This window comes from Nocardioides gansuensis (genome assembly GCF_003076135.1).
In the GTDB taxonomy this organism is placed as follows: domain Bacteria; phylum Actinomycetota; class Actinomycetes; order Propionibacteriales; family Nocardioidaceae; genus Nocardioides; species Nocardioides gansuensis.
This window is the reverse complement of sequence record NZ_QDGZ01000003.1, coordinates 177,576-190,827: the sequence shown is the minus strand read 5'-3', so window position 1 is coordinate 190,827 and position 13,252 is coordinate 177,576. Positions and strand designations below refer to the sequence as shown.

Below are 13,252 nucleotides of genomic sequence, written 5' to 3'. Positions count from 1 at the left end.
TTGGGTACATCCTAAGGATGCAGACTTAAGACTGTCAACAGTTAACCGCTACCATGAGAGCCGCTTGCGGTCGAAGAAGAACCCGCCCGTCGGGCCGTCGTCGGGCAGGGTCGCGAGCCACACAGGGGTGTCCGCGCCTTCCTCGACCGGGCGCTCCGCGTCCGGGCTCATGTCCGTGCGGGTGTATCCCGGGGACGCGGCGTTGACGAGGATCCCGTCATACTGCAGCTCTGCGGCGAGCACCTTGGTGAGCATGTTCAACCCGGCCTTGGAGATGCGGTAGGCGGGCGAGCTAGGGGTCCCGGTCAGCTCGAGCGAGGCCATCGTGCTCGACAGGTTCACGATGCGGCCGTAGCCGCGGCCCCGCATCAGGGGGATCGCCTCGCGGGCACAACGCCAGGCGCCGAACAGATTGGTCTCCAGCGTCTTGTGGACCTTGTCCAGGTCCGGCGCCGACGCTCGGTGCTCCGGGCCGTCGATGGCGATCCCTGCGTTGTTGACGAGCACGTCGACCGCGCCGAAGAGCTTGACCGCCTGCTCGAAGCCTGCCCGCACGGACTCATCGTCCGTGACGTCCATCGACACACCGGCCACGTCGCCGCTCGCCCAGCCGTCCAGCGTCTCGGCCGCCTCGTCGGCTCGCCGACCGTCTCGCGCGGTCAGCACGACGCGGTAGCCGAGCCGCGAGAGCTGACTGCCGATCTCCAGCCCGATGCCCCGGTTGCCGCCGGTGACCAGGGCGACACGCTTCTCCTGGCCCTCCGTGTCCCACTCTCGTCCCGACGAGGTCATCCGGGGACGCCCACGCCCAGGAGCATCCCGACGGCGTACGTCGCACTGGCGGCCAGCGCCCCGAATGCGAGCTGGCGCAGGCCGCTGAGCCACCAGGGCATCACGGTCGCCAGGGACGCGAGCCCGCCGGCGATGAACAGGCCGAGGCCGCCCACGAGAAGGCCGGCCGCAAGGGAGGTGAAGCCGAGCAGGAAGGGCAGCAGCGGCACGACCGCGCCGAGGGAGAAGGTCACGAACGAGGAGATCGCCGCGACACGTGGCGACGGCTTGTCGCGGGGGTCCAGGCCGAGCTCCTGCGTGACGTGCACCAGCGCCGCCTGCTCGGGGTCACCGTGGATGTCGCGCGCCGCCTGCGCTGCGGTGGCCTCGGTCATGCCCATGTTCGCGAACATCGCGGCCAGCTCACGCTCTTCCGCCGCGGCGTTCGCGCCGATCTCGGCCGACTCCTTCGCCCACTCCCGGTCCACCTGCTCGTTCTGGGTGCGGACAGAGGTGTACTCCCCCATCGCCATCGAGAACGCGCCGGCCACCAGACCGGCGAGCCCGGTCAGCACGATGTAGCGAGGGGCGGCACCGGCTGCCCCGACGCCCGCAACGAGCGCGATGTTGGTGACCAGGCCGTCCATGGCTCCGAAGACCGAAGCACGGAGCGCGCCACCGGAGACGTCGGCATGGGTGTGACCCACCTCGGCGGGTCCGGAGGGGATGAGGGTTGGGTTAGTCATGCGCCCTAGGGTAGGGTGCCTTGTTTACTGTTGACAATCAAGGCGAGCCTTCCCTAAAGCGTCAGGCGGTAGCGTCCAGCGCGCGCCGGAAGTCCTCGACCAGGGCGTCGACGGGTTCGACGCCGCACGAGACCCGGATCATCCCGTCGTCGATGCGCGCAGCCCTGCGCTCGGCCGGGGTGAGTGAGAAGTGTGAGGAGTTGAACGGCGTGCTCACCAGGGTCTCCACTCCCCCGAGGCTGGTCGCCTCGCATCCGATCTCCAGCCTCCGCATGACCCTCAACGCGCGCTCGTCACCACCGGCCACGGTGAACGACACCATGGCCCCGGAGCGGAGCTGATCGGCGTCACGGCGGAGAACGCGCTCGGCGACCTCCGCCCGTTCGTACCCCGGAAGGGACGGGTGTCGGACGCGAAGCACGTCGTCGCGCTGCGCCAGCGCCAGCGCCAGCTCCCGTGCGGTCGCGTTGGCCCGGGAGAGCCGCAGCTCGAAGGTCTGCAGGCCGCGCCAGACGAGGTACGCCGCGTGCGGATCCAGGCAGGTCCCGAGGGTGATCACCCTCCGCTGGACCTCCCGCACGTGGTCGAAGCTCCCGGCCACGACACCGGCGATCACGTCCGAGTGCCCCGTTGAGGAACTTGGTTGCCGAGTGCACGACGACGTCTGCGCCCAGGGAGAGCGGCTGGACGCTGTAGGGCGTGGCGAAGGTGTTGTCGACGACGAGGAGGGCGCCAGCCGCGTGGGCGATGTCGGCGAGTGCCGGCAGGTCGGCCAGGTCCAGCTGCGGGTTGGCCAGCGTCTCGACGTACAGGACACGGGTCGACCCCTCGTTCACCGCCTGGCGCCAGGCGTCCAGGTCCATGGCGTCCACCTGGACGACGTCGAAGCCCCAGGCCGGGAGGTCACGCACGAGCAGGTCCCGGGTGTCGCCGTAGACCTGCCGTGCGGCCACGATGCGGTCGCCTGCGCGCAGCAGCGTGAGCAGGGTGGTGGCGATGGCTCCCATGCCCGAGGCCGTCATGAACGCCGCCTCGGCGCCTTCGAGGTCCCGGATCACCTCCGCGGCGACGTCGACGGTCGGGTTCCGGAACCGTCCGTACCAGATCTCGTCGAGACCGCCGGCCTGGACGTCCTTGTAGGCCTCGTCGTCCAGGAAGTACGTGACCGAGTGGTGGATGGGCGGCACCACCGGGCGGGTCCGGGGGGTGAACCTGTGGGACTGGTCAGGGCGGCCCTGGGTCATGGCGAATCCTCGTTCGGGTTCCGGGAGTAGTTCACGAGAGGCACCGCGGCGCTCAGCCGTCGGCGCCGACCGCGTGGCACAGGTCCCTGAGGATCTGCACGCCGACGGTGAGCATCGCCACGTCCACCTCCGTGCTGCCAGCCAGGCCGGCGTACGCCGCGCGGGCCCGGGCCAACGCGTCGTTGTTCTCGCGCGTCCACCGTGCAAGACCCCCGACCGCGATCACGTCCGTGGCGATCGTCGTGGTGAGCGCGGCCACCTCGTCGCGGAGCGCCGCCTTGGCCAGCTGCACCCAGTGGGGGTCCGCCGACGTGATCGGCATGGTGGCGTAGAGCCAGGAGAGGCCCAGGGTCTCGCCGATCCTGGCGTAGACCTCCTCCAGGGCGATGACGTCGTGGCCGCTGTCGGCCGCGGCCGCGGCCAGGGCCAGCGCATCCTGCATCCGCGCCACCGCGCCACAGGCTGTCAGCAGGTCGGTCGAAGCACCCAGGCCGGCCAGGGTCGAGAGGCTCCCCTCCAACGGCGACCCGTCCGCCATCGGAGGTCGGGCAGCCATGGCCCCCCGCAGGCGGGCGACCGCAGGCTCGAACACCGCCACCTCGGCGTCGACCGGTCCCAGCTTGCTCTTGCGGCGGACCAGCCACACCACGTTGTGCTCGAGGGCTCGCTCGAGCGCCTGTCGGAGGGGAACCGTCGCGGCAACAGGGAAGGGCGCGAGACCGTCCCACAGCTCGTCCAGCCCGAGCAGACGCTGGACCACCAGGATCGACCGGATCGCTTCGTCGGTGTGGGCACCGGTGCGGTCTTCGACGCGGTAGATGAAGCCGGGGCCGACTCGGTCGATCAGGTCGTTGGCAAGTCGCGTGGCGATGATCTCGCGGCCCAGCCGGTGGGCGGACAGCTGATCGGCGTACATCTCCTGCAGGGACGCCGGGAAGTAGCCGGCCAGGGTGTTCGACACGCCGGGGTCATCGGGCACGTCACCCGCCAGCAGCAGCTCGTGCACGAGGTTCTTGGCGTGGGCGAGCACGACCGCGATCTCCGGTCGCGTCAGCCCTTGACCTGCCGCGCGCCGACGCTCGATCTCCTCGGGCTCGGGAAGGTGCTCACGAGAGCGGAGGAGTCCGTGCTGCTCGAGGTTGCGGATGACCTGGTCGTGCCGGTCGAGCACCGTCACGCCGTACGCCTCAGCGACGCTGAGCGCGAGCGTTTGCCGCTCGCTGTCGGCCAGGACCGCGCCGACGACGTCACCGCTGCAGGCCTCGAGGAGCCGGTTGCGCTGCGCCCGGTCGATGAGGCCCGCCTGTTCCGCAGACCTCAGGAGGATCTTGAGATTGACCTCACGGTCGGAGGTGTTCACACCCGCGACGTTGTCGATGAAGTCGGCGTTGACACGTCCTCCGGCAAGGGAGAACTCGATCCGGGCGGCCTGCGTCAGGCCCAGGTTGCCGCCTTCACCGATGACCCGGCAACGCAATCGGTCGGCCGTGACGCGGACCCGATCGTTGCCTCGATCGGACACCTCGGCGTCCGACTCGTGCGAGGCTCGCACATACGTGCCGATGCCGCCGTTCCACAGAAGGTCGACCGGCGCCCTCAGGACCGCCTGGACCAGCTCGTCGGCGGACAGGACCTCGGCATCGATGTCGAGGACGGCCCGCACCTGGGCCGACAACGGGACTGCCCGGCCGGAACGTGGAAAGACGCCGCCGCCCGGAGAGATCAGCGCGGGGTCGTAGTCGGCCCACGAGGACCGCGGCAGGGCAGCGAGCCTCGCGCGCTCGGCGAACGACGTCCTCGGATCGGGTGAAGGGTCGAGGAAGATGTGCCGGTGGTCGAAGGCGGCGACGAGCCGGAGCCTGTCCGAGAGCAGCATGCCGTTTCCGAAGACGTCTCCGGACATGTCGCCGATGCCCGCGACGGTGATCTCGTCACGCTGCGGGTCGATGCCCAGCTCGGTGAAGTGTCGCCGCACCGCTACCCAGGCCCCGCGGGCGGTCACAGCCAGCTGCTTGTGGTCGAAGCCGGTGGACCCACCGGAGGCGAACGCGTCGTCCAGCCAGAAGGCCGCGTCGGCGGACTCCTCGTTCGCGAGGTCCGAGAAGGCGGCCGTGCCCTTGTCAGCTGCCACCACCAGGTAGGGGTCCGGGTCATCGGTGGCCACCACACCCGTCGGCGAGCTCACTCCCTCGTCGCCGACCGTGTCGGTCACGTCGAGAAGGCCGCGCACGAACAGCCGGTAGCAACGACGCACCTCGGCTGCCGCCGCATCCGGCGCAAGCCCGGCCAGGGACGCCTTCACCACGAACGCACCCTTGGCTCCAGCTGGAACGATCAGCGAGTTCTTGACCTGTTGGGCCTTGGCCAGCGCGAGCACCTCGTCGCGGTAGTCCTCGACGCGGTCCGACCAGCGGAGGCCTCCGCGCGCGACCGCCCCGTAGCGCACATGCAGCCCTTCGACGTCCGGATGGTGCACGAAGCTCTCCACGCGGACGGCCGGATCAGTCGGGAACGGCAGCCGGGCCGGGTCGAGCTTGAGCACGATCGTGGTCGGAGGCCGCCCCATCTCATCGGTGCGGAAGAGGTTCGTGCGCTTGACGGCGTCGAGGAACCCCGCGTACCAGTCGAGGACCCGGAACTCATCTCTCGTCGTCGCCGCATCGGCGTACGTCGCGAGCTTGTTGGCCACCGACGTGCCACCAGCCGGGTCGAATCGCTGCTCGAACAGCTCCACCCAGTGACGGATGAAGTCCCGGTGGCTCGACAGGATTCCGCGTACGTACGACATGCTGGCGCCGAGGCCTGCCTGGCGCAGGTACTGGTATGCGGCACGCACGAGCTGGACCTGCCTGGGGTTCAGGTGGGCGTCGATCACCAGCGCCGCGAACTCGTCCCGGTCGACCACCCCCTTCCAGGCGGCGCTGAACGCCTCTGCCAGCAGCGGCAGCATCTCCTCGACGCCCGGGTCCTCGACCTCGGAGAACACGAAGGTGTCCGCGGACTCCTCGGGGCGGTGGTCGGTCAGCTCGAGCCCGAGCTGCTCGAAGATGGGGAGCACTCGGGAGAGGGGCGGCCTGTCCTCCGGCCACGTGATCCTGCACCTGAGCCAGGACCCGTCCGCATCCGCCTCCCACGCCACGCGTGGCGCTGAAGGTGCTGCCTTCTCCTCGGTCACAGTCATGACGCGCCTCCGCGAGAAGGCTAGGTCGGACTCGTGAGCGGCGTCGAGACCCTGGGACGTGTTCACCGCCGACCCCTGGTGGCCGAACCGGGGGTGGTGCGCCCTGCGGGGGTCCGGTGCGCTGCCTGCATGTCATGGGAACGCTGGAAGTCGAAGCCAGCCGCGAGGGTCATGGGTAAGACGATATCGAAGACTGTTGACTGTTGACAAGCGCCATCCTAGGCTCCATTCATGCCGGTGACACCCCGCTCAGCCGGGAGCGGACGCGCCAGCCTGGGCGAGCGCCAAACCGCCCAAACCCGGTCGCTCCAGACCTCCCCGCCCCCCGTCAGCGCCTGGATCACCGACTCGGCGAAGCGCCGGCGACTCAGCCGACGGGCGCAACTGCTCGCCGCCGCATCGGTGACCTACAACATGATCGAGGCGGCCATCGCCATCACTGCCGGCGTGGTCGCCGGCTCGGTCGCGCTGGTCGGATTCGGCCTCGACTCTGTGGTCGAGGTCTCGAGTGGGCTCATCATTCTCTGGCAGTTCCGCGCCCGCCTTCCAGAGAGTCGCGAACACATAGCCCTCAGGATGCTTGCCGGGTCGTTCTTCGCCCTCGCCGCGTATGTGACGTTCGAGTCACTGCGCGCCCTGATCGGCGGCAGCGAGCCCGAAAGCTCGCCGGTCGGGATCGCCCTGGCCATCGCCTCGCTGCTCGTCATGCCGTTCCTGTCCTGGGCGCAGCGGCGCACCGGCAGGGCCTTGGGCTCCAACGCCGTTGTGGCCGATGGCACGCAAACCCTGCTCTGCAGCTACCTCTCAGCGGTCCTGCTGGCCGGGTTGGTGCTCAACGCCACCCTGGGCTGGGGCTGGGCCGACCCGGTCGCCGGCCTGGTCATCGCCGCGGTCGCCGCCCGGGAAGGCCTCGAGGCCTGGCGCGGGGAGGGGTGCTGCTCCCCCATCGCAAGCACGGGCCATGGCGGTGCCGAGGATCGCGGTCGGGGCGACGGGCCGTGCGCGGACGGCTGCTGCGTGGACTGACGTTCACGCCACGGACAACGCAAGGGCCCTGATCCGGCAGGATCAGGGCCCTTGCGCCTCCGGTGATGCCTACGCGTAGAAGCGTGGGCCTTGCACGACTATGAGCATTCGAGGTGGAGGGTGCGCCCGGTTCCACGCACCAGGAGCGGGTCGGTCGCCGCCGGACGCTCCGCCCCCGATGGGACCGACACGGCGCGGTACTCGACGTCATGGAGATGCTCGGACCAGCCCATCAACCGGGCCTCCACGAGCACCCGACCCGGCCCCGCGACCGTGCTCTGCGGAACGGTCAGGCTGTCGTAGCCGACAAAAGCGCCGGGGCTGCCGACGAGGTTGCGGGACAGCTCCTGGCGCATCCGGTCGAGCAGCCGCAGCAGGTCAGCCGCCGACAAGGTCTCGCCGTCGCCGATGTCAACAGCCAGCCACTCGCGCGCCGGCCCAGCAGCGGCGGGCCGCGGAGGGGCCGGACGCCTGATCGTCGTGGGTTCGCTCATGATGCCTCCTGGCACTCTCTCCCAGCTCGCGCTTCAACCTAACCAGGGCGCCTGTTGATTGTCAACAGTTGACTCGATATTGGACGAGAGCTTCACTTACCGCCGACGCGGCTCTGAGTCCGCGACCCTGGAGCGATACGGGAGGATCAGGCCATGGGCAACATCCTTGAAACGCGACTGACCACGCTGGCAGGAGAGCCGACCACGTTCGGCGAGCTCACCAACGGCGCGGCCGCGCTGGTGGTCAATGTGGCCAGCAAGTGCGGGTACACCTCTCAGTACGAGCACCTCGAGGCGCTGCACCGTGAGCTCGGCCCGCGAGGGTTCACGGTCATCGGCGTCCCGTGCAACCAGTTCGGCGCCGAGGAGCCCGGCACAGCGGCACAGATCCAGCAGTTCTGTTCCCGTAACTACGGCATCTCCTTCCCCATGACGGAGAAGGTCAAAGTCAACGGCAAGGGCCGCAGCCCCCTGTTCACAACCCTGGTGAACGCCCGCGATGAGAGCGGGTATGCCGGCGAGGTGCGCTGGAACTTCGAGAAGTTCCTCGTGGCGCCCGACGGCCGGGTCGTCGGGCGGTTCGACTCCGAGACGCCCCCGGACGCGCCCCAGATTCGGGAGGCGATCGAGGCGGTGCTCCCCGACTGACCCGCGAGTCGGGCGGGCTCCGCAGTCGCACCCGGGCGTGCGAGGGCTTGCCTTCTGGTCGCAGGGGACGGTGAACGCTGCCGTCATATGACCATCTCTTCATGTGTCTATACTTCGTTGGTGTCCACAACAGAGTCAGCAGCGCGGAGAAGCACCACCGTGCAGAGACCGCCGAAGGATCACGGCCTGTCCATCGCCCTCGGCGAGGACATCGTGGTCGTGAGGCCCAGCGAACTGCGGTTGCTGCGCAGGTCGGTGTCGGCTCGGGCCCAGTACTGCGAGCCGGCTTGATGGCTCACAAGAAGCGAGTCCGCTGTTGCCGATCGACCCCGCGGTGCGCCGAGTGTCCCGTCATCGCGCTGCAGGCCAACCGCAAGGCGTCCAGCAGCTCCAAGAAGCGAGGACGCAAGCGCCCGCGCTGAGCGAGGCCACTCCATCCGACGCCTCCTTCGCCACCGCCGGAAGCGAGCCGGCTCCGTACGCCTGATCGCTCCCCCGCTGGTCAGTGCTGCTCGGCGAGCCAGGCGTCGACGCGGCGCTTGGCCTCTTCCGGGGCAACGTCCTCGACCCGGGTCATGACCGCCCAGCGGTGACCCCACGGGTCGAGCAGGGCGGCGAACCGATCGCCGGTCACGAAGGTCTCGGGGGCGCCGTACCCCTTGGCGCCGAGAGCGACGGCGCGCTCGTAGGTCGCGTCCACGTCAGGCACGTACGCGACGGTCGAGCGGCTGACGTCGTCCTCACCGGTCGCGGGCACCAGATGATGGGCGGGCGCGGGGTCGGACAGTTGCATCCGCCCGGCCGGGAGCTGGATCTCGCAGTGCGCGACAGTGCCGTCGGGGTTGTCGTTGCGGGTTACGACCTCACCACCGAGGACGGCGCAGTAGAACGCGATGGCGCGCTCGGCACCGTCGACGCAGAAGAACGGCGTCAGCGTGGTGTAACCGGCGGGGAGAGGAATGACAGTCGGCCGGTCTGCGGGCTGGATGCTGGGCGCGTTGTTGGTCTGGCTCGTCATGTCGGCGAGTCTTCCTATGCTGGCGGCGTGCCGGCTTGGACGAACGCGACAGTCCCGCGGACCCTCCCGCCCGACCTCCCGCGACCGCCGACCGCGAGCGAGGCGGGCCCGCTCCGGCCCGCCGAGGCCTTACAGCACTTCACGCTCGACCGGCCCGCAGCGCATCCCGACCTCGACCCGTGGGTGGAGCGCTACTGGTGTGTGCGGTGGTCGCTGCCGGGGCGAACGTCGTACCTCTCCCAGGTGCTCACCCATCCGGCGGTGCACCTCACCGTGGAGTCCGGGCTCGGGCCGCGGCACGGCATCGCGATGCCGGCGGCGCTGCTGCACGGGGTTGTCACCCGCCGCTTCGAGGTCGAGCTCTCCGGCTCCGGGAGGGTGTTCGGGGTCAAGTTCCGGCCTGGCGGCTTCGGCGCGTTCACCGGCCACGACGTGGCGGTGTGGACCGACCGCGTCGTGCCGCTCGCCGACGTGCTCGACACCGGCGACCTGAGGGAGCGGATCCTGGCCGCCGACGACGACCGCCAGCGGGTCCGCCTGATGGACGGCTTCCTGCTCGAGCGGCGACCGGGTCCCGACCCGACGTACGAGCGGCTGCTCGGGGTGGTCGCCGACATGCTCGCCGACCGTGGCCTGACCAGCGTCCGAGCCGTCTGCGAGCGCCACGGCGTCGGGCAGCGCACGCTGCAGCGCCTGTTCCGGAGGTACGTCGGCGTCGGGCCGAAGTGGGTGCTCCAGCGGTTCCGGCTGCACGACGCGCAGGCGATGCTCGACGAGGGCTGGGCGGGCGACCTCAGCGAGCTCGCGGCGCGGCTGGGGTGGTTCGACCAGGCACACTTCGCCCGGGACTTCCGGGACCTGGTCGGTGTTCCGCCGAGCGGGTACGCCGGCGATCAGCCGGCGGCGCGGTGAAGGCGGGCAGCGAGCCGGCGCAGCGCGTCCTTCAGCTCCGGTGACTCGACCTCGAAGTCGGCGCCGAGGAAGCCCAGCCAGAGGGCGAGCGAGTCGGGGTCGTCGGAGCCGGGCTGGAACGCGCACCGGTCCTCCCCCAGCTCCTCGATGTCCACTGGGATCGGCAACCGGGCGCGCACGTGTTCAGCAGACGCGTGCACGACCACCCGCGCGCGGAAGTGCCACATCCCCTCGCCGACCGCCTTCTCGACCTGCCCGATCACCTCCTCGTCGGAGGGCGCCGGACGCGGCGTGAACCGCGGCCCGGTCGGGGTCCTGGGTCGGGCCCGGTCGACGCGGAAGGTGCGCCAGTCGTCGCGGTCGAGGTCCCAGGCGACGAGGTACCAGCGACGCCCGTGGCTGACCAGGCGGTATGGCTCGGCACGCCGCCGGGCACTGCGCCCGTCGTGCGCCTCGTAGTCGAACCGGACGACCTCCCGGTCGCGGCAGGCGCTCGCGAACAGCGTGAGCACCTCCGGGTCGACGAGCGGGCCGCGCGGAGGCGTTTGCAGTGCAGCTGCCGCGAAGGCCCGGGTTCGGTGCCGCAGCCGCGACGGCAGCACCTGCTGGAGCTTCATCATGGCCCGGACCGACGCGTCCTCGATGCCGGCGACCGCCGAACCGGCCGCGGTGCGCAGGCCGACAGCCACGGCCACCGCCTCCTCGTCGTCCAGCAGTAGCGGCGGCAGCGACCCGCCGGCGCCCAGCCGGTAGCCGCCGGCCACCCCGACCCGGGCCTCGACCGGATAGCCGAGCTCCCGCAGCCGGCCGACGTCTTTGCGCACCGTGCGAGGGGTGACTCCGAGCCGCTCTGCGAGCTCCGGACCGGTCCAGTCGCGGCGGCTCTGCAGCAGCGAGAGCAGGCGGAGCAGCCGGGCCGAGGTCTCCAACATTCCCCGAGTATCCCGCGCAATCGAGGAACAATCCCTTCCTCATTGGTTCGTAGTTTCGGAGCAATCAGTTCCGGCAACCGAGGAGACACCGATGACCGACCCGATCCGACCCTTCCGCATCGAGATCCCGCAGGCCGACCTCGACGACCTGCGCGCCCGACTCGACCGGGTCCGCTGGCCCGACCGCCTCGAGGGCCTCGCCGCCGCGGACCGGAGCCGCGGCATCCCCCCGTCCGAGCTCGCCGACCTCGTCGAGCGGTGGCGGTCGTCGTACGACTGGCGCGCCCAGGAGGCTGCGCTCAACGAGCTACCTCAGTTCACCACCGACATCGACGGTCAGCGGGTCCACTTCCTGCACGCGCGGTCCAGCCGCGCCGACGCCCAACCGTTGCTGCTCCTGCACGGCTACCCGAGCTCGTTCGTCGAGTTCGCCCGGATGATCGGCGAGCTGACCGAGCCGGCGCACGGGCCGGCCTTCCACGTGGTTGCGCCGTCGCTGCCCGGATTCGGCTTCTCCACGCCGCTGTCCTGCCCCGGCTGGGCGATGGGCAGGACGAGCGGCGCCCTCGTGGAGCTGATGAGCCGTCTCGGCTACGAGCGGTACGGCGTCCACGGCGGCGACATCGGGGCGGGCGTCGCCGGGATGGTCGCCGGACACGACGAGACGCACGTGATCGGCGTGCACGTCGTAACTGACCCGATGACCGCCGCGAACACCGCGACGTTCATCCCCGGCATGGCCGACCGGCTCGACGCCGACGACCCGGTCGACAAGCTGATCCTGGAGCGGATGGAGCGGTTCACCCACGACGGGTCGGGCTACCTGGCGATCCAGCAGACCCGGCCGCAGACGATCGGGTACGCGCTCGCCGACTCCCCGGTCTTCCAGCTCGCCTGGATCGCGGAGAAGTTCCAGGAGTGGACCGACGTGCCGATCGAACCCGAGCTGGTGCTCACCCACGCGAGCGTCTACTGGTTCACCGGGGCCGGCGCCGGCGCGGCGCACGTGCTCTTCGATCAGGCGCACGCCTCGGACTGGGGTGCACCGGCACAGGTGCCGTTCGGGTTCTCAGTCTTCAGCGCGGACGAGACCGTCCGCAAGCTGGTGCCGGCGCCCGAGGGCGCGTTCTGGGTCGAGCACGAGAAGGGCCTGCACTTCCCCGCGATGGAGACTCCCGACGAGCTCGTCGGCGACCTCCGGGCGTTCTTCGGCGGGCTGGGCTGAGCGGCTTCGATGAGACGGCTCGCGCTGGCGTTTCCGGGGCGTCAACGGGGCACGACTCACATCGCAAATCGAGTCTCGCGATCACGCCCGACTTCCCGGTGCTTGGCCGAGGACGCCGACCGACCCTCACCGGCGTCTCGGGCTCGTGGAGGCCGCCCCCGCCGCCCCGCTCCGGTCAGGAGTGAGCAGAGACCCCCGACAGTCCTATCTCCCTGCCGACGACGGGCAGTGCGTCCTTCCAGTACGGCGCGGTCGGGACCCGGGCCACCAAGGACAGTCTCGGGCCGCCGAACCGTGGCGTGACGAGCTCGCGGTCGGTGTCGGCGAGATAGCTCCGCAGCAGGGACCGGGGCATGACGACCGGATGGCCCAGGAGGCGCCCCAGCCGCACCGCGGTCTCGGCCGTCGCGGCCCTGTACGGCGTGGCTCCCAGCGCCACGACGCGCCCGTCGAGCTCCTCCCCCGAGTAGTCGGTGGTGTAGGTGACGACCGTCCTGCCGGCGAACTCCCGACGGTCGGTGGAACGCAGGTCGCAGGTGGCAGGCGCCAGGACTCCGATCCGGTCCACCCCCACCACCTGGCCGGTCACGCCCTTCGGAAGCTCGATCTGACCGGCGATCGCGACGAAGGCCGCGTCGAGCGAGCCCTCGGCCACCCAATCGACGAGCCGGGGGCCGTGGTCGACGACCTGGCTGGTGCGCAGGTGGGGCAGGGCGACGTGGAGGGCGGGGAACACCAGCATGGCGAGGCTGGGAATGGTGCCCACCGTGATGGTCTCGGACTCGGCGGCCGCCCTGCTGCGCTCGAAGACCCGTTCCAGGTGCCCGAGGATGTGCCCCGCCTCGGCCACCATCTCCTGGCCGGCGGCCGTGGGGCGCGCTCCGGTGTTGTCCCGGTCGAACAGCCGCGCGCCACACCGTCTCTCGAGGGCGGCCAGGCGCTGACTGGCTGACGGCTGGCTGACCAGCAGCTCTCTCGCCGCCGCGCCCAGTGACCCGTGCCGGGCGATGGCGGCGACCAGGCGAAGGTCCCCCACTTCTGGATATGAGGCCATA

Annotated in this window: 12 protein-coding genes and 1 pseudogene; 4 read left to right on the top strand and 9 right to left on the bottom strand. The window is 70.4% G+C overall.

Annotation, left to right across the window (positions count from 1 at the left end; all coding sequences use genetic code 11):
* Window positions 1–48 precede the first annotated feature (48 nt).
* The 5 genes and pseudogenes from DDE18_RS07890 to DDE18_RS07870 all read right to left on the bottom strand — a co-directional run bounded on the left by DDE18_RS07890 (window position 49) and on the right by DDE18_RS07870 (window position 5,819).
* Window positions 49–792, bottom strand: a complete 744-nt coding sequence (locus DDE18_RS07890; protein ID WP_116571694.1) for an SDR family oxidoreductase — start codon at window positions 790–792, stop codon at window positions 49–51.
* The gene (locus DDE18_RS07885; protein ID WP_116571693.1) at window positions 789–1,517 is read right to left on the bottom strand and encodes a VIT1/CCC1 transporter family protein; all 729 of its coding nucleotides are present in this window, start codon (window positions 1,515–1,517) and stop codon (window positions 789–791) included. The genes DDE18_RS07890 and DDE18_RS07885 overlap by 4 nt, the downstream gene beginning before the upstream one ends.
* Before the next feature lie 61 nt (window positions 1,518–1,578).
* Window positions 1,579–2,097, bottom strand: a complete 519-nt coding sequence (locus DDE18_RS23970; RefSeq protein WP_281258358.1) for a PLP-dependent transferase — start codon at window positions 2,095–2,097, stop codon at window positions 1,579–1,581.
* Window positions 2,098–2,161: 64 nt separating this feature from the next.
* Window positions 2,162–2,761 (bottom strand): annotated as a pseudogene (locus DDE18_RS23965) (aminotransferase class I/II-fold pyridoxal phosphate-dependent enzyme); the annotation flags it as partial.
* Window positions 2,762–2,813: 52 nt separating this feature from the next.
* Complete coding sequence (locus tag DDE18_RS07870; RefSeq protein ID WP_342748917.1) at window positions 2,814–5,819, bottom strand: NAD-glutamate dehydrogenase domain-containing protein; 3,006 nt, start codon at window positions 5,817–5,819, stop codon at window positions 2,814–2,816.
* 354 nt (window positions 5,820–6,173) lie between these two features.
* On the opposite strand from DDE18_RS07870, the gene DDE18_RS07865 reads away from it, so the two are divergent.
* Window positions 6,174–6,968, top strand: coding sequence for a cation diffusion facilitator family transporter (locus DDE18_RS07865; RefSeq protein WP_116571689.1), 795 nt, complete (start codon window positions 6,174–6,176; stop codon window positions 6,966–6,968).
* A gap of 98 nt (window positions 6,969–7,066) precedes the next feature.
* Here DDE18_RS07865 and DDE18_RS07860 read toward each other — a convergent pair whose 3' ends face one another.
* On the bottom strand, window positions 7,067–7,462 hold the full coding sequence (locus DDE18_RS07860; protein ID WP_116571688.1) for a hypothetical protein: 396 nt from the start codon (window positions 7,460–7,462) through the stop codon (window positions 7,067–7,069).
* A 153-nt stretch (window positions 7,463–7,615) separates the two neighbouring features.
* On the opposite strand from DDE18_RS07860, the gene DDE18_RS07855 reads away from it, so the two are divergent.
* Window positions 7,616–8,110 carry a glutathione peroxidase gene (locus DDE18_RS07855; protein WP_116571687.1) on the top strand — a complete coding sequence of 165 codons (495 nt, stop codon included), beginning with the start codon at window positions 7,616–7,618 and terminating at the stop codon, window positions 8,108–8,110.
* Between the two features lie 502 nt (window positions 8,111–8,612).
* On the opposite strand, the gene DDE18_RS07850 is transcribed toward DDE18_RS07855, so the two are convergent.
* Window positions 8,613–9,128 (bottom strand): VOC family protein, encoded by a 516-nt coding sequence (locus tag DDE18_RS07850; protein ID WP_116571998.1) that lies wholly within the window; start codon window positions 9,126–9,128, stop codon window positions 8,613–8,615.
* A gap of 27 nt (window positions 9,129–9,155) precedes the next feature.
* Between DDE18_RS07850 and DDE18_RS07845 the strand changes: the two genes are divergently transcribed.
* Window positions 9,156–10,040, top strand: coding sequence for a helix-turn-helix domain-containing protein (locus DDE18_RS07845; protein ID WP_165821082.1), 885 nt, complete (start codon window positions 9,156–9,158; stop codon window positions 10,038–10,040).
* Here the strand turns inward: DDE18_RS07845 and DDE18_RS07840 are convergent.
* Window positions 10,022–10,972, bottom strand: a complete 951-nt coding sequence (locus tag DDE18_RS07840; RefSeq protein ID WP_116571686.1) for a helix-turn-helix transcriptional regulator — start codon at window positions 10,970–10,972, stop codon at window positions 10,022–10,024. The genes DDE18_RS07845 and DDE18_RS07840 overlap by 19 nt on opposite strands.
* A gap of 91 nt (window positions 10,973–11,063) precedes the next feature.
* On the opposite strand from DDE18_RS07840, the gene DDE18_RS07835 reads away from it, so the two are divergent.
* Window positions 11,064–12,197: an epoxide hydrolase family protein gene (locus tag DDE18_RS07835; protein WP_116571685.1), complete on the top strand. Its 1,134-nt coding sequence runs from the start codon at window positions 11,064–11,066 to the stop codon at window positions 12,195–12,197.
* Window positions 12,198–12,372: 175 nt separating this feature from the next.
* Here the strand turns inward: DDE18_RS07835 and DDE18_RS07830 are convergent, their stop codons facing one another.
* Window positions 12,373–13,251, bottom strand: a complete 879-nt coding sequence (locus DDE18_RS07830; protein ID WP_116571684.1) for a LysR family transcriptional regulator — start codon at window positions 13,249–13,251, stop codon at window positions 12,373–12,375.
* Window position 13,252: the final 1 nt, after the last annotated feature.